The 15,543-nt window shown below is 47.0% G+C and carries 15 protein-coding genes and 1 riboswitch; of the genes, 8 read left to right on the top strand and 7 right to left on the bottom strand.

Annotation, left to right across the window (positions count from 1 at the left end; genetic code table 11):
* The first annotated feature begins 102 nt into the window (after window positions 1-102).
* From P6910_RS14060 to P6910_RS14030, 7 genes are all read left to right on the top strand, one after another.
* Window positions 103-315 carry a hypothetical protein gene (locus P6910_RS14060; protein ID WP_317141915.1) on the top strand — a complete coding sequence of 71 codons (213 nt, stop codon included), beginning with the start codon at window positions 103-105 and terminating at the stop codon, window positions 313-315.
* Between the two features lie 36 nt (window positions 316-351).
* Complete coding sequence (locus tag P6910_RS14055) at window positions 352-549, top strand: hypothetical protein (RefSeq protein WP_317141914.1); 198 nt, start codon at window positions 352-354, stop codon at window positions 547-549.
* Window positions 518-766: a hypothetical protein gene (locus P6910_RS14050; protein ID WP_317141913.1), complete on the top strand. Its 249-nt coding sequence runs from the start codon at window positions 518-520 to the stop codon at window positions 764-766. Before P6910_RS14055 ends, P6910_RS14050 begins: the two co-directional genes overlap by 32 nt.
* 37 nt (window positions 767-803) lie before the next feature.
* Window positions 804-1,313: a GNAT family N-acetyltransferase gene (locus P6910_RS14045; RefSeq protein ID WP_317141912.1), complete on the top strand. Its 510-nt coding sequence runs from the start codon at window positions 804-806 to the stop codon at window positions 1,311-1,313.
* Window positions 1,314-1,619: 306 nt separating this feature from the next.
* Window positions 1,620-1,813: riboswitch (Lysine riboswitch) on the top strand.
* A 181-nt stretch (window positions 1,814-1,994) separates the two neighbouring features.
* Window positions 1,995-3,590, top strand: a complete 1,596-nt coding sequence (locus tag P6910_RS14040; RefSeq protein ID WP_317141911.1) for a Na+/H+ antiporter NhaC family protein — start codon at window positions 1,995-1,997, stop codon at window positions 3,588-3,590.
* A gap of 131 nt (window positions 3,591-3,721) precedes the next feature.
* Entirely contained in the window at window positions 3,722-4,150 is a 429-nt protein-coding gene (locus P6910_RS14035) for a CesT family type III secretion system chaperone (protein ID WP_317141910.1), read from the top strand.
* Entirely contained in the window at window positions 4,147-7,536 is a 3,390-nt protein-coding gene (locus tag P6910_RS14030) for a DUF4135 domain-containing protein (protein WP_317141909.1), read from the top strand. The genes P6910_RS14035 and P6910_RS14030 overlap by 4 nt, the downstream gene beginning before the upstream one ends.
* On the opposite strand, the gene P6910_RS14025 is transcribed toward P6910_RS14030, so the two are convergent.
* The 4 genes from P6910_RS14025 to sctD are packed head-to-tail and all read right to left on the bottom strand — an operon-like array spanning window position 7,533 to window position 9,942.
* Window positions 7,533-7,907 carry a hypothetical protein gene (locus P6910_RS14025; protein ID WP_317141908.1) on the bottom strand — a complete coding sequence of 125 codons (375 nt, stop codon included), beginning with the start codon at window positions 7,905-7,907 and terminating at the stop codon, window positions 7,533-7,535. The two genes, P6910_RS14030 and P6910_RS14025, sit on opposite strands and share 4 nt — an antisense overlap.
* A 28-nt stretch (window positions 7,908-7,935) precedes the next feature.
* Complete coding sequence (sctF, locus tag P6910_RS14020) at window positions 7,936-8,175, bottom strand: type III secretion system needle filament subunit SctF (RefSeq protein ID WP_317141907.1); 240 nt, start codon at window positions 8,173-8,175, stop codon at window positions 7,936-7,938.
* A 38-nt stretch (window positions 8,176-8,213) separates the two neighbouring features.
* Window positions 8,214-8,474: a hypothetical protein gene (locus tag P6910_RS14015; protein WP_317141906.1), complete on the bottom strand. Its 261-nt coding sequence runs from the start codon at window positions 8,472-8,474 to the stop codon at window positions 8,214-8,216.
* A complete protein-coding gene (sctD, locus tag P6910_RS14010; RefSeq protein ID WP_317141905.1) occupies window positions 8,449-9,942 on the bottom strand; it encodes a type III secretion system inner membrane ring subunit SctD in 1,494 nt (497 codons plus the stop codon). The genes P6910_RS14015 and sctD overlap by 26 nt, the downstream gene beginning before the upstream one ends.
* Window positions 9,943-10,499: 557 nt before the next feature.
* On the opposite strand from sctD, the gene P6910_RS14005 reads away from it, so the two are divergent.
* Window positions 10,500-12,209 carry an AMP-binding protein gene (locus P6910_RS14005; protein ID WP_317141904.1) on the top strand — a complete coding sequence of 570 codons (1,710 nt, stop codon included), beginning with the start codon at window positions 10,500-10,502 and terminating at the stop codon, window positions 12,207-12,209.
* Window positions 12,210-12,293: 84 nt separating this feature from the next.
* Here the strand turns inward: P6910_RS14005 and P6910_RS14000 are convergent, their stop codons facing one another.
* From P6910_RS14000 to P6910_RS13990, 3 genes are all read right to left on the bottom strand, one after another.
* Window positions 12,294-12,710, bottom strand: a complete 417-nt coding sequence (locus P6910_RS14000; RefSeq protein WP_317141903.1) for a hypothetical protein — start codon at window positions 12,708-12,710, stop codon at window positions 12,294-12,296.
* Between the two features lie 396 nt (window positions 12,711-13,106).
* Window positions 13,107-14,552 carry a hypothetical protein gene (locus P6910_RS13995; RefSeq protein WP_317141902.1) on the bottom strand — a complete coding sequence of 482 codons (1,446 nt, stop codon included), beginning with the start codon at window positions 14,550-14,552 and terminating at the stop codon, window positions 13,107-13,109.
* A 284-nt stretch (window positions 14,553-14,836) separates the two neighbouring features.
* Window positions 14,837-15,415 carry a DJ-1 family glyoxalase III gene (locus P6910_RS13990; protein WP_317141901.1) on the bottom strand — a complete coding sequence of 193 codons (579 nt, stop codon included), beginning with the start codon at window positions 15,413-15,415 and terminating at the stop codon, window positions 14,837-14,839.
* Window positions 15,416-15,543 lie beyond the last annotated feature (128 nt).

The following is a 15,543-nucleotide window of genomic DNA, read 5'->3' as shown; positions in this document are numbered from 1 at the left end:
AAACTCTGGTTTTCACACTAAGTGTGTTATGCGAAACTGAGTCGGCAAGTAAGCTGTTACATGGCCAAATCAAACATTTGGCTCGTTCCCACGCTCCAGAGGGTGTCGCAAAACCCTCTCCAGCGAGGGAACGAGTTGACTCCCGTCATTCCCGACTTCATTCTCGTCATTCCCGCGAAGACAGGAATCCACACTGACTCACCACCAGAACCATACTGCCCGGTTCCCCCCTGGCCTTGTCATCCCCGAGAGGGCAGAGATCCACCGTTGGTGCTGGATTCCCGCCTTCGCGGGAATGACGACTTCAGAGCGTGAGAACGAGCTGTTGAAGTTTTGCGACACGCTCTGAGGGTGTCGCAAAACCCTCTCCAGCGAGGGAACGAGTTGACTCCCGTCATTCCTGACTTCATTCTCGTCATTCCCGCGAAGGCGGGAATCCACACTGACTCACCACCAGAACCATACTGCCCGGTGCCCCCCCTAGCCTTGTTATCCCCGAGAAGGCAGAGATCCACCGTTGGCGCTGGATTCCCGCCTTCGCGGGAATGACGACCTCAGAGCATGGGAACAAGCTGTTGTAGTTTTGCGACACCCACAGAGCGCGGGAACGGGTTGTTGGAGTTTTGCGACAGCCTCGCTCTGCATGGGAATGCATACCCCTCTTGAAAAAAGGCTCTACAACTTGACACAATGTATGGGTTCCCACGCAGGAGTGAGGGAACCAGAGATTTGTGACACCCACTCCATCAAGGGAACGAGTTACTAGCCAACCACAATCAACATCACAGTAAATATCGAGAAAAATGATAAGAATTGCAGAAACTAAAGACAGTTCTGATATTGCAGCACTTTCAATACAGGTTTGGCTCGACACCTATGCAAAGCAAGGAATCAGAAAATCCATCTCTCAATATGTATTGCGCGAGTTCACAGAGAAAAATATTGAACGCAAGCTCAGTTCTGAAAATCAAGCCTGTTTTGTAGCCATCGAAGATGGTCATTTGGTCGGGTATCTCTCCTTGAACGTTTCTGCTGAATGCCCTGCCACAGGCGACGAAAAGCCTGAACTTGATAGGCTGTATATTCAGGAGAGCTTCACTGGAAAGGGTGTAGGTTCGAAGCTTCTGCAAGCGGCCTTAACATTTTGCAGCTCGGTTGGGCTCGAACAATTGTGGCTGACTGTATTTCATGAAAATACACGAGCACTGAAATTTTATGAGAAACACGGGTTCAAAGAAATTGGCTTGACCTATTTTGAGTTTGAGAACGAAAAGCATGAAAATTATGTTCTATGCACATCAATAGCTGTGTAGGTAGAATACTTAGGAGGCTAAGTAACTAAAAAATATTTTTTAGAGGGCAAAACTTCATTAGCTAAATCTCACAATTGTCAATCATTCAGCGATGTGCATAATTACCGCCCATCAGCAGGGGTGACGTGGCAGGATGCTGTCGCTACACTTCTGCCTGTGATCCTCTTAATAAACACCATAAGCCGGATTCGCTTCAGGTTACAGAGCTTGTTAGAGAGCGGTTATGAGTGAAAGGGTGCTTCCCTGCAAATGCACAGGAACTACCCACAATAATCAGCCATTGGTCCATGGAATCCATGGGTCAGGGCTAAAAGTAGAGGCGCACCGTTTATCAGTAATCCGTAGCAGGGTGACTCCGAATGTCCTGGATTGACCAGGGCAGAGAGCCGGATGAAAGGAAAAGGTGCCGAAGCAGAGCCGTCGTCAAACTCATCTGCTGGTGGTACATCGAAGAGGTGTATCACTGTCACAGTTTTTTACTGTGGAGCGCTACTGGACAATCGTTTCTGAAGGACTCTGCCCAAAAGGCAGGTTGCTCAGCAACAGGCAGATACGGGATCTATCCGGTCGTATTCTGCTTCAATCCATTGCCCTCCTGATCCTGTCTCGTGAATTAAGCTTAAAGTCGGCAGTCATGAATATTCTGCCCTTCGGACGTATTCACCCAAAAGATCAGTATTTATGGAATTACTCAGTTACAGCACATCATCCTTGTCATTAGTCGCTCCGGCAGTGGCTATTATCCTGGCGATTCTGACTCGTCACGTACTGTTTTCTCTTGGCGCAGGTATCCTTGCCGGTGCACTGCTGCTGACTGACTTCAGCGCTGGCAGAACGTTTTCTTACCTGCTTAACAGTTTTTCCGGGATATTTTGGGATGATGGTCTCAATACAGGCACTGTCTTTATTCTTCTCTTTCTGGTGATACTTGGCATCATTACCACTCTGATAGATGTTTCTGGTGGCGCCAGAGCCTTTGGCGACTGGGCTCGTCAGAGAGTAAAATCCCGTCAGGGATCACAACTGGTGACAGTGCTGTTGGGTATCATTATCTTTATTGATGATTACTTCAACGCACTGGCCGTTGGCAATATTGGTCGTCCCATGACAGACCGTCAGGGTGTCTCCAGAGCCAAGCTGGCTTACCTGATTGACTCAACGGCTGCACCGGTCTGTGTCATTACACCTGTCTCCAGCTGGGGTGCCTACATTATTGCCCTGATTGGCACTATTCTGGTGGCCCATGAAGTGACCGATGTCACTGCTATTGGTGCTTTTGTCAGTATGGTGCCGATGAACCTCTATGCTGTCTTTGCTCTGGCACTGGTGTTTTGTACTGCGGCCATGGATTTAAACATCGGTCCTATGCGGATCCATGAGCGTCGTGCCCGAGCCGGTGAACTGTATGACAGCCGCAAAGGGACGCCTCCGGGTTCTTCTGAGGCCATCAGTAGCAGTGAAAAAGGAACGGTTGCCGATCTTGTGATTCCTGTTCTCTCTCTGGTAATGGCGACGACTGCGTCCCTGATTGCTACGGGCGCTTCTGCGCTCCAGGAAGCGGGTACGCCGTTCTCTGTTCTGGGCGCTTTTGAAAACACCAATGTGGTCAATTCGCTTATCTATGGTGGTCTTGCTGGCCTTCTGGTCACGGCGGTCAGAATGCTCAGCCATAATCTGGATGCCTCCACCTGGGGTAAGGCGGTTTTAGAAGGTACGCGCTCCATGCTGCCTGCCATTTACATTCTGGTGCTGGCCTGGGTGCTGGTGGATATCATCAGCTCACTGGAAACCGGCAAGTACCTGGCTCATCTGGTCAGCAGCTCGAAGATTGATACTGGCTATTTACCTTTGATCCTGTTTGTGGTCTCCGGCGCTATGGCTTTCTCAACCGGTACCAGCTGGGGCACTTTCGGTATCATGTTGCCCATAGCGGGAGATATGGCTGCTGCTGCAGATATTGCCATGATTCTGCCTATGTTGGCCGCGGTTCTGGCCGGTGCGGTGTTTGGCGATCACTGCTCACCGATTTCCGATACCACAATTCTGTCGTCTACAGGGGCCTCCTGTCACCACATTGATCATGTGATGACTCAGCTTCCTTATGCCCTCAGTATTGCTGTTGTAGCTATGTTGGGCTACCTGGTGATGGGGCTGACGGATTCTTCAATCATGGGCTTTCTTGCTTCCGGAGCTGGTTTTATTCTGCTTGTGCTTGCCTTTCGCAAGATGTCCGCCAGGCAGATGGCCAAATCTGAAGATCACCTGGTGGCAGAATAAGCCCAGACGGTGTTTACAAGTTATAATCCCGGGAGATTTTTTCCGGTACCTGCCGAAACACTATTTGATAGTAAACTGTAATTAATACCCCATCAGAAGGCATGGATGCCTTCACCCGGAGCAGGGAAGCTATGAGTTTCGACAATCTTATGAAAGCCGTTGCCCGCAATAATCAGCTGGGTGAACTGGACTTCCGCGATAACCGCTATTACCTCACCATCGACAGCCGCATTGAGTTCACCTGTTTTCAGGCCAATGGGCGATTCTTTATCCATGGCGTCATTGCCCAGCTGCCACCCGGTGAAAAAGATCGGGAAAATATCCTCCGAAATCTGATGACCAAAACTGTGGGGCTGGCGACTACCCAGCGGGTTATTTTGTCCATAGAGCCTGAGAAAGATGCGTTAGCTTTACATTTCTCCTGCCCGCTTCAGGGGATGGATGACAACCTCGTTGAGGAAGCTCTGGCTGAGTTTGCCAATAACTTTGAGTATTACCTCAAAGAAATCAGTCAGGAGCAGACTGTTATGCCGACCATGCCAACGATGATCATGCCATGATGGATCAGGTTTCTAATCATTCTTTATTCGGCTGTCTTGTCACCTGGGCAGAGAGCTCAATCGATGGGTATAACGGACTCCGTAAGGCCAATGAAGCTTTTTTGAAGGCGGTGATTCGATACAGCTGTTTTAACGAACTGCATCTGTTTCTTCATGAAGGGCAGATTTCTGCTTTCAGGCAAGACTGGAAAGAATACCTGCGCCAATATGGGGCGGGTAAAAACATCAATATTCTGCCGGTTCATGACCTGCCTTCCTGTTTTCAGAGACATGCTTATAGCGTTTTTCATTGCGGCGACCCCTACATATCAGACCTGGCCGCTCTGCGAGAAAGACATGCGTCCAGTTTATTTCCTATCACCGGCAGGGCTCACAGTCTCAGTGATGATGCCCGTTTATCCCGGATCAGGGATTTGATCTTTTCTCCCGTCAAACCTTGTGATTCCATCCTCTGTAGTTCCAAAGCTCAGAAAACCGTGATGAAGCGTCTGATCTCTTCGGCCAGTGCCAGTGTCAGTGACACCGTGGGTAGAGCTGTTCCTTATCGTGGGCAGGTGAGTCTCATTCCACTGGGCATTGAGCCGGCCAGACAAGAGGCTGTTCCTTCCGGAGCAGGCGATGTGCTTCAGATACTCTGTCTTGGCAGGCTATCAGCAGCCGATAAAATGGACCTTCATCCATTATTACTGGCATTGAATGATCTGTTTGAGGAAGGAACCGTTTCCCGGTTTCAGTTGGTGATTGCAGGGGCTGGTGATGCCTCCGGCGAATATGTTCGCTCATTACTGGCTCAGGCCTATGAGTTCAATCTTGAAGACTGTATTCGCTTTGAACTCTCCGTTGATGATGAGAAGCGGGAGCAGTTGCTGGCTGAAGCGGATGTGTTTGTCTCTCTTGCAGATAATGTTCAGGAGAGCTTTGGGCTGGCTCCCTTAGAAGCAATGAGGGCAGGTATTCCGGTGATTCTTTCAGACTGGAATGGTTATCGAGACTTGATTGTTTCCGGGCAGGAAGGTTTCCTGATCAAAACCACCTCGGCTGACCATGATGATATTTCCCGTTCTCTCAGCCTTGTCAGCAAAACTCAGGCTCAGCTGATTCAGGCTCAGGGAGTTGCTGTAGATATAGAAGCGTTGAAAACAGCCTTGTCGACATTATTAATGGATGAATCTACCCGGAAAGCGATGTCCGGTGCGGCCATCCGGAGGGTGAATGAAACCTTCAGCTGGCCTTTGCTGATTGATCAGTATCACCGGCTGGTAGACGATCTGAGGCAGGAAGCATCAAGAATACGACATCATCAGGGTAGGGCAGTGGGTATGCCCTACCAGGACGTGTTTGGGCATTATGCGTCAGTGGCTCTGCAGGAAACGGACTTCCTTGTAGCCACCGACAGAGGTCTCCGGGTTCTGTTGATGTCGGAGAGAGGCTTCTTTTTCAATCAGCTGAGTCATCTCCTTGATAAAAACGAAATAAGAGAGGTGATCAGGAAACTGGTGACACCTCAAAGTGTCAGCAACATGCAGAAGCTGTTTCCTGAAAGGCAAACCTTATTATTTTTATTATCCTGGATGTTGAAATATCAGCTGGTCTCTTTTTCCGATGAGGCGGAGGGACGCAAGCCCTCTTTCCCTGGATTGCCGGACTGGTTCAAGGTTGAAGATCCCTGCCAGGTGTGTGGCCTGGTCTTTCCCGAGCAGTTGAGATCCAAATGGATCAAGCCCGTTATCACTCAATACGTCCGACTCATTCAGAGTTATGTGAATGACATTGATAGTTCTGAAGAGGGTTCCGAAAGTAGCTTGATTCAATCCATTGCCCAGTCAGTCATTGAATGGATGGACGACAGGTTACTACAGGCCATTGGCTGGTTTGCAGAAGATCACACATTGACCAGCTACGGTGAAGTGCTAAAGCTACTGGAATCCAAAGGAGTGGAGGCACTGATTGAAGCTTATCCTCACTGGTATCGAAACATTCAGAAGGAGTTTTTCCAGCATGTCAGAGTGATCCGTTCATTGCTGAGTCGGGTGAAGCAGGACTTGTCAGAGATCAATCATTACTTTTTTTCAGGGAGCCGTCAGCTGGCTTCTGGTCTGATCTCTATCCGTAATTTGCAATTAGACTCCGGATCCCCCGTTTACCAATTGACGTTTAATAATGGTGAACATCTGGTTTACAAATTGAGGGATCTGGCCATTGACCAGTTATTAGTGGGTTATGAGCAGAGCATGGCCCAGTCACTGAATGGCTGGTTGCAGGACCCAGACGCTCTGGGTGTGTTCAGGATGTTGAATAAGTCTTTCTATGGTTATGTTGAGTTTATTGCTTCGGAAACCGTTTCTGAGAGCGATGATCTGGAAACGTATCATCGTCGCATGGGAGTGGCGGCCGGCTTCTGTCTTATGTCGGGGCTGACTGATATTCACAGTAAAAATCTTCATCTCAGTGGTAACAAACCTTACCTCATTGATGCCGAGACGGCTCTTCATAATCCTGTGATTATGCAATTGCAGGCAGAGTTGCAAAACCCTGAGTTGAGCTTTTTAAGGGGCATGCAGGATTCCAGTCTTGGCCTGACGGGTTTGATGAAGGTTTGGGAAAATTTTCATATCTGTCAGATCCGATACAGCTCAGTCAAACTGGAAAATGGTGAGCTGGTGGCTGAACAGCCGCAAACGATCACTGCTTTTCTTGATCATCTGCTGATGGAAAAGGGTCGGCATTCTCTGGATGGTTGTCATCCACCAGTAGCCTCTCAATATGGTAAGGCATTTGTGGAAGGCTTCCGCAGTTCGGTGTCCGCTATTTCCCAATATTCAGAACAATGGTGTGATTACCTGAAGTCGATGACGGGTTTTGAGGTCAGGTATCAGCCGCGCTGGAATCTGAATGATGCCCGCAAACAGTTTCGAGACCTGCACGTTGTCAGAGAGCTGCAAGTCCTTTCCAGAGAACGCCTCAAAGGCTATTTATTGCGTCTGGCAAAACGAATTACGCTGGCTGGGGAGGTTTCTCAGCGCTGGCTTGACGCCCCGTGGCAGGAGCCAGTCAGTGTTCTGGCTGAGTCAGTGGCTGAAGGTTGGCAGGCTTCAGAGCAGCGTGATTTTGTCAGAAAGCTTGGGGAGTCCGGGGTTTTTGTCAAGCGACACGATGGCACCTTGCAGGAGGTAAGTCGTGATTACTTCTCTGTCAATACGATAGAAAAACAGTCAGAGTTGATTGCCAGCCTGGCGGATCATAAGCTCAGGGATCGATTCCTGAATGCCTGTCAGCAGATGATTGAAGGCTGGTTTGAGCAACATATCAATGCGGGAGAAGGAATGCCTGAAGAGCTCAGGCAGGAGGTTCTGGAAGCGTTGGCAGACAGGGAAAGAAAGGCTTAACCCTTCCTGATGTTCTGCAACAGCTCTTTGGCCATGGTGGCGGTCTCTTCGTCACCTTCTTTGTTGGCCGTGGTCAGGTAATCTTCACCTTCCTTATTTCTTCCTTCCATCATCAGAGCCATTCCGATAAAGGCTTTAACCGTCGGGTTGTCAGGATCCTTTGGGATGGCTTCCTTATGAAGAATCTCGAGGGCTTCCTGATTCATCTTTTTATTAATGAAGGTCAGGGCAAAGCCCAAAGTGGGGAGGACGCTGTCAGGTCTGGCTTTCTCCAGGGCGCTGAAAATACCAAAAGCATGTTTTGACATACCCACGCTGGAGGCCATAAAACCAATATCTGCCAAGATTTTGATCAGTTTTTCATCAGTCATGTTTCAGGCCTCTTTCTGTTTGCCAGGTTTACAGCTTCTGGATAATACTCTGGAGTGTGTCTTTGATGGATTTGATGATACTGGATCTCAAACCCTCAATAATCATGTATTTATTGAACTCAACCTGAAACTCCACCATGTCTTTGGTGTTGTTCGGGTCCATGTTCGTTATTTTGCTTTTCAGAGCCTGATCAAGATTTTCAGCCGTTTTACCAAATACGTTCTGTACATGATCGAAGTTTAAATTGTTGGCTCCCTGCTGTGCCATGATCCCTCTCCCTGTTGGACGTAGCTGTCAGAAGGCGTTTAATCAGCGCGTTTCTTGTGATGAGTATTCCAGGTCTTGTCAACAACTTCAGTAGCGGCGATCAGGGCAGTGATCATCTTGTCGTTGATTTCAAACTCATCGGGAGAAAGCCCTTTGTCTCGCTCCGACTTCAGGCGAAAGGCTTCATCCACCAGTTCCTTCAGCACCTGCTCCTTGAGTTCACCGTCAGCGTCTTGAATCAGGCGATCTTCGAGGTCGGAAAGATGGACTTTCTCATTGTCGGTTTGTGGATCCTTCACTGTTGCCTCCAAGACGATATTTGATCCGATCTGTGCCTTTTGATAATAAAAGATAGTCAAGATTAATATCTTCAATTATATACCCGTTGACCAGTTTTGCGCCGATCAGGTATTTGGCACCGTCTTCCATGGTTACAAAGGGCACCCTGCCCATACTCACTGACCGAATCTTCAGAGAGGGGGCCAGTGGGGTGTTTAATACTTTGGCAGGTGCTCCAGCTGTTTTGGTAGCCAGTTTCAGCTGGGGCTGATTGCCATACTGTTTTCTGAAACGTGTGACCACATCGTTCAGGTTATATACCTGTTCATCGTCCAAGAGGTGGCCTTCTAAAGTGATTTGATTAGGTTTTTGTATCAAATGTATACGGGGGCTCAGGCCTTTCTCCCTGAGCATGGACTTGAGCGTGTTAAGACGACCTGCCTGATTTTCTACCTGATCGACAATGGAAACCAGTCCGTGAACCTCCTGTTTCAGAGCGGCAGTGATTTTCTGAAGCTCTTCTGAGGAGGCAACATAACCGGTCATAACCAGTGAACCAGGAGAGTTATCCAGCTCCAGACTGAGAGACGTATGCCCCTGATTCTTTAAAAGCACATCGGCATTAGCCCTTAATTCACTCATGACCACCAGCTGTGAACTGAAAGGAATCCCCTGCTCACGAAGTTCACGCTGGATTGTCTGTTTATCACTCATTGTCAGGGTGTAGCCAGAGATCAGGATGCTCTGGTCAGGAAGCTCTTTCAGTTTGATGTTTTTCTGGTTCAGTCGATTGCGGATCTCTTTGGCCTGATCAAGATGGCTTATTTCAGGAGGCGCTTCGTCAGAGCCACCTGAAAGTAAAATAATAAGAAGCAGGAAAAGTGCAAATATGCCTGCCGGGATTCCTATCAGCCATTTCCGGTCAATATTTTTCAGTGGGTTCTCAAACTCCTCTGATTCGTCTTCAGCCTCTTCGTCATCTGCCAGAGAGTCGTTAATGTCATCCAGATCATTGCTCAGGTTATTGAGGTCATCACTGTCAAGCTCTTCATCCCCATCGTCCGTCATGATGTCTGGAGCATCAGGGAATTCATCATTTTCATCTTGCTCAGGGCCTTTGTTCTGATGTTCTTCCGGTTCCGGGTCCGGTCTCTGAAGCTCAGGCAGTGGTTGATCGGGCCAGTCGGCGTCTACAGGACCCAGAGAAAAAAACAGTTGACTGGAGGTTATGATGTCAAAATGATTGGCGTTTAGCTCCGAGCCCCGGGGCAGGCCGTTACTGTAGAGTAATCCGTCTTTAGACTGGCTGGATATTTTTATTTGACCCTGCGGGCTGATGTTTATTATCAGTTCCAGATCACCGAGTGATTCATCGGTCAGGACCAGATCAGACTGATCGCTTTTGCCCAGAGAGTAGCTTCCGGGTTCAAGTGGAATTTCAGCCCCCTGGTGATTGCCAGAGAGTATTTTGAGGTAAAACTCGATCATGGCCGTCTACCCGAAATGCTTTCCTTAGCTCATGGTTCTGTATGCGCCCATGGCTGTTTTCGCTTTCCCAGAGCCTATCTCATTTCATCGTTTTTAAGTTTAAAAAATGAAATGGTTTTTTTGGGCTATCTTTTCCCTGAAAAAGATTTTATAAACTTTCATTCTCAGGTGATCTAAATCTTAGGTTAAGTGAAACCACTTATCTTTTCCAGAGTTGTTTATTTGGTCTACATCTTCGAACAAAGTGCTGATAAGGTTAGTACCAACCACAAAATAGCTGTAAAACTCCTTAGGCTGTGATGGCAGCCCCCTTAACGGCTATATGTGTGCAGGTGCGTTTTTAGCAGGTTTACCTTACTGTATATGGAAATGCACCAAAGCGGTTGTAAGAGCAAAGAGCCTATGGGGCTGATGATTGATGTTTGACGACAGAAGTCTGCCAGACCCAAAAAGAGCGAACACTCTTATGTAAATAATGATGTATGCGGCAGCAGGCGAACGATAACTTGTGTGCGCAAGCAGTCGTCGCATGGATAACAAGAAGAGAGCAGGTACTTATGGAAGCATCTTTCTGGAGCGATAAGCGTCCGGCAGGCGTTGCTGAAACCATTGATCCCGATCGCTATCCCAATCTTTTGGCGATAATAGAGGAACTTCTTGAAAAAAATGCCTCACGACCGGCATTTACAGGTATTGGATATACTCTGACTTACGGTGATATAGACCGCTACAGTCAGCAGTTTGCCAACTATCTGCGTGAGCATACATCCCTGAAGCCTGGCGACCGAATTGCCATCCAGATGCCTAATCTGCTTCAGTATCCCATAGCCGTATACGGAGCCATCAGAGCAGGTCTTATCATTGTTAATACCAACCCTCTTTACACCGATCGGGAAATGTTGCATCAGTTTAATGATTCCGGTGCCAAAGCTTTGGTGTTTATGGACAACTTTGGCCATCTGGTTGAAGAGGTTGTGGAAAAAACGGGCATTGAGCACCTGATTGTGACCCGCGTGGCCGACATGCTGCCATTTGCAAAACGTACCCTAATAAACTTTGCTGCAAAACATGTCAAGAAGATGGTGGAGCCTTTTAACCTGCCAAAGGCAGTATCTTTCAGGGATGCACTGGCAAAAGGCGAAGCCTGTCAGGCTGTACCTCTTGAAAATCCTCCTGCACCTGAAGATCCTGCTGTTTTCCAATACACAGGGGGAACAACAGGGGTTGCGAAGGGGGCGGTACTGACTCAACGCAACCTGATTGCCAATATGCTTCAGGCTGCGGCAGCGCTGTCACAGCTGGATGAAAGTGGTCGGCCGGTACAGCAGCTCGGCAATGAAATTCTCGTGGCGCCACTGCCTCTTTATCATATTTATGCTTTTACCGTGCATCTGCTCTGCATGCCGTATATGGGAAATCAGAATGTCCTGATTGCCAATCCCAGGGATACCAAAACCTTTATCAAATTTATTAAGCCCTGGCAGTTTACTGGCTTCATTGGTTTGAATACGCTGTTTGTCAGTTTGCTGAATCACCCGGACTTCAGGGGGTGTGATTTCAGTAAACTAAAACTCACCCTTTCCGGTGGTACGGCTTTGCAGAAAGAAACCGGAATTCGCTGGCGGAAATTTACCGGATGTTACGTCTCGGAAGCCTATGGTTTGACGGAGTGCTCTCCAGCTGTTTGCATGAATCCTTTTGGCGATACTGCCCAGCTGGGCACTGCCGGACTTCCATTGCCCAGTACTGAACTGAAAGTGATTAATGATGGCGGCGAAGCTCAAGCTGTTGGCGAGAGGGGGGAGCTATGTGTGCGCGGACCCCAGGTCATGCAGGGGTATTGGAAAAGGACAGAAGCCACTGCCGAGGTGCTGTCTGAGGATGGTTGGCTTAAAACCGGCGACGTAGCTGTCATCAAAGAAGACGGCTTTGTTGAAATTGTCGATAGAATCAAGGATATGATTCTGGTTTCGGGCTTTAATGTCTACCCTAACGAGATTGAGGATGTAGTGGCCAGTTTTGATCGGATTGAGAATTGTGCCGCCATCGGCATTCCTGATGATGTCACCGGAGAGAGAATCAAGTTGTTTGTGGTTCCTGCAGACGACGAATTGAAGAAAGAAGAGGTGGTGGCTTATTGCAGGGATCATCTGACTGCGTACAAAGTGCCCAAGGATATAGAATTCCGTCAGGAGCTACCTATGACACCGGTCGGAAAAATTCTGAGGAAAGATTTGCGTAAGGAAGAGCTGGAAAAGAACGCCTGATATCCTCGCAGACATTCATAAAAAAAACCGGCTTAGCGCCGGTTTTTTTATGAATGCCTGAAAATATTTCGAGAAGATAGTTTATCAGGTACTCGTCTCAGCCTTGGATTCGTTGTCTTTATTCTCAGGAAAATACTGGCTGAGTACCTCTGGATCACTGCTAAGTGCATCGCAGGCTTCTGGTTGTGAAACAGGAGTAATGCTGGTCGAGCAGAGCTTCATGTTGCGGATGCTGGCATCAAACCAGAACCAGTTTTTATTCTCGGAATAACACAAGGCTCTGGCCGTGTAGTTGACAGAAGGTACCAGGGGAAGTGCAGGGAAACCGTGCAGTTGTTTTTTGACGACTGTAGAGTTCAGACAGGAGTAGGTAATATCGTTGTAGCGTCGTTCAAACCGGTTAAACGTCTGAGCGATCAGCTGTTCAGCCATTTTGTCTTGTCTCAGGCTCAACTGATAGAGAGCCAGTCCACATAAGAACAGAATGATTACGCTTTCCATAATGAGTACCTCTAGGCTTTATTAATAAGTGCAAGCGTCCTTACCTGCTTTTTCTAACCTCTTTTTCAATCAAACCATATATCCCTGGCTTAGGGAAGCTCTCATAAGGGTTATGATTGATTATGTAATTAGTGTTTTCGATGACTTTCAGATTTACTTGAGGCATCAGAAGATACGGCTTCAGAGTAAAATGTTGATAGATTGACAATTTTGTGGCGAATCTGGTCTATCCTGGTCAGCGTTGGGTTGAAGTGAATTTTGTCAATGCTGAAGGCCAGCCTGAATTTCATTCCATTGTCATCAATGAGGTTGGATTTGAGAAAAACAAATCCGAAAAAAATTTCGGCAGACAGCGCAAGTCGCTCTACTGCTGAATTTGGTGTTAGGTGATCAACATTAATCCTGCACCATTGGGTCAGATCCTGAGCTGCCTGATGCTTTGTATTTTACTAAGTAGTCAGGTATAGATGGTTTATCTTTAGATGTACTGCTGCAGAGTGTTTTGTCTGAATATTTTTCAGTCCAGGTAGCTTGCCTTGCCCATTCCAGTAATTGCCCATTGTCTTCATATTTACAGTCAGACATCCTGAAAAGTCTGGTTGTTGCAACAAGATGGGGTCTGTAATCTGCGTAAAAAGACAAGGTTTCATATGCGCCGCGCATTGGGTAATCTGTTATTAAATCATTATTATCTTCATAAGTGGCAAGAAAGCTGTTAGGCACCATGCCACTAATAGAAAGCGATCCTTCAAAAAAAAATATTTTATCAAAAGTACCGTCTCTACAAATTTTTCTATAGGGATGATAAAATGATTTGAATGGGACAGGTATATAATCCACATCAAAATAAGCCCCCATAGTTGGAATTTGCGCTTCATGGATATGTGATTCCCTCATCGCAGATTTTATATAAGAGCTTCCCTTTGATAAAAGCACAGGTCTTAAGCCATCTATAACTTGATCGAAAGCTAGTACCTTGTTGAAAACCAATGTTTCAGAAATTCTGGATTTTCCTATATGCCAGTAAGTATATCTTTCCTCATCACCCCAGTTGATATTATCAATATCCAGGATCAATATATTTTTAATTCCATCAGATAAAATATTCCTTTGAAAATCGAAGAATGTGCTTTTTTCTTCTTTTCGATTTAACATTGATGAGCTGTACCATAAAACAACTAATTTATCATTATTGTGTTGAGCCCAGTCATAACACCTTTGTTTTACTGGGCGATCCGTTGTGTTTGGTAAAGCAATTGAGCTTTCATCTTTTTTAATCCAAATAAGAAAAATATATGATGTAAAGCATCCTGACTTATCAGGAAAAGGATTTGTCTGGACTTTTTCTTGATTGTTTATTTCCCGAAATGGGTGAAATTTTTTTTTAAAATGCCCGCTTCTTTCGATAGCATTAAAGATAGCCTCTGCATCCATATTTTTATCAATTTGTGCTTTTCGTATCATAGCTTCAATTAAAAAAACAAAGTCAGGCAGTTTAAAGTGAAGCTCGTTGTGATGAGATTCGGTTCCACGGATGTAGGTATACTGAAGTTCTTGAATTTCAGTATCAGTGAAACCTAAAGATGATGCCATTAACTGCCATTTTTTTCCGACAGAATACTTGATGAAATCAATACAAGTATTACTCAAGGACAATTCAATTGAGCGATTGAACAAGCGGGTGGAGCGTTCGTGGTCTGGACAAAATGAAATATGTTTCTCTGTACAGTTTACTGTGCAAACAGGAATTCCATTCCACAATGGTTCATCTCTGTATGACCTGAGCAATGAGCTGTCCATGACTCCGACTTGAAAATCAGTTCCTTTTCCTATGCCATCCATTTATCAAGACCCTTTAATCATTAGATATATGATTCAGACTCTGATCTCAAAGCAAAGTTCATAAAGTGTGAGTTTTACTAACCATCTGGCAAGAAGAAAAAACACAAAGTTCTACCTCAGAGCGCCTGCGGCGCAGCTGAAAGCCATTATGAGGTGTGGCGTACTCGGGAATACTTTTTCCGGACGAAAGAGGGCACTGAGTTTTTGAGTTCAGGTTTAACGAAAAACACTGCTCTGTGTCCATGACAGCTTAATGTCACACATCCACTGTCTGGATGCTGTGCTCAGAGTGCCCAGTCTGCCAGCATCTGTTTGGCTATAGGGCGGTAAGCGTCTTTACCGTATACCGCATCAATCAGAGCGAAGCTGAAATTCATGGCGCAGCCGGGCCCCTGAGCGGTAATCACCCGGTTTTTCTGATCGACGACCACTGGGCTTTCCGGTTGTGGCAGAGCCCCCTCAAGCTGATCAAAAAAAGTGGGGTAGCAGGTGGCACGCACATTATCGAGAAGTGAGTGATGAGCCAGCACAACGGCTGATGAGGCACAGATAGCGGCGTACCAGCGTTGGGCTCTGTGTTGCTGGTGCAAAAGTTCCGTAAGGTGGGGGTTGTCTCTGAGGTTGGCTGCCCCGGGCATGCCCCCGGGCAGGGCTATCAGATGGAAGTTTCTATTGAGATATGCTTCGATATGGTCGTCGGCTATCAGCTTGATACCTCTGGATGCCTCAATTTCCAGGTTGCCATCGCAAGTGCAGGCAGCAACAGAGACTTGGGCTCCGGCCCTGCGAAGGGTATCGATAATAGTGACGGCTTCAATTTCCTCACAGCCATGAGCAACTGGAACGAGAATCTGCCTTGGCATAATGAAACCTCTATGGTTGAACCTTCGGAATGCAAGTATAAGTACTCAACCATACGAAATCATATTTTCTGACTTATTGTTCAGGCACTCGCGGCAACTGCTCCTGCGTTGCTCTAGCTCCTGCATCC

It is taken from the genome of Endozoicomonas sp. 8E (genome assembly GCF_032883915.1).
Taxonomy (GTDB): Bacteria; Pseudomonadota; Gammaproteobacteria; order Pseudomonadales; family Endozoicomonadaceae; genus Endozoicomonas_A.
This window is presented reverse-complemented; position numbering and strand designations above follow the sequence as displayed.

Coding starts and splice junctions, on each gene's coding strand:
- P6910_RS14025 (WP_317141908.1), bottom strand. CDS start 7,907: ATGACTGATGAAAAACTGATCAAAATCTTGGCAGATATTGGTTTTATG.
- P6910_RS13990 (WP_317141901.1), bottom strand. CDS start 15,415: ATGCCAAGGCAGATTCTCGTTCCAGTTGCTCATGGCTGTGAGGAAATT.
- P6910_RS14000 (WP_317141903.1), bottom strand. CDS start 12,710: ATGGAAAGCGTAATCATTCTGTTCTTATGTGGACTGGCTCTCTATCAG.
- sctF (WP_317141907.1), bottom strand. CDS start 8,175: ATGGCACAGCAGGGAGCCAACAATTTAAACTTCGATCATGTACAGAAC.
- P6910_RS14030 (WP_317141909.1), top strand. CDS start 4,147: ATGATGGATCAGGTTTCTAATCATTCTTTATTCGGCTGTCTTGTCACC.
- P6910_RS13995 (WP_317141902.1), bottom strand. CDS start 14,552: ATGGATGGCATAGGAAAAGGAACTGATTTTCAAGTCGGAGTCATGGAC.
- P6910_RS14035 (WP_317141910.1), top strand. CDS start 3,722: ATGAGTTTCGACAATCTTATGAAAGCCGTTGCCCGCAATAATCAGCTG.
- P6910_RS14040 (WP_317141911.1), top strand. CDS start 1,995: ATGGAATTACTCAGTTACAGCACATCATCCTTGTCATTAGTCGCTCCG.
- sctD (WP_317141905.1), bottom strand. CDS start 9,942: ATGATCGAGTTTTACCTCAAAATACTCTCTGGCAATCACCAGGGGGCT.
- P6910_RS14045 (WP_317141912.1), top strand. CDS start 804: ATGATAAGAATTGCAGAAACTAAAGACAGTTCTGATATTGCAGCACTT.
- P6910_RS14005 (WP_317141904.1), top strand. CDS start 10,500: ATGGAAGCATCTTTCTGGAGCGATAAGCGTCCGGCAGGCGTTGCTGAA.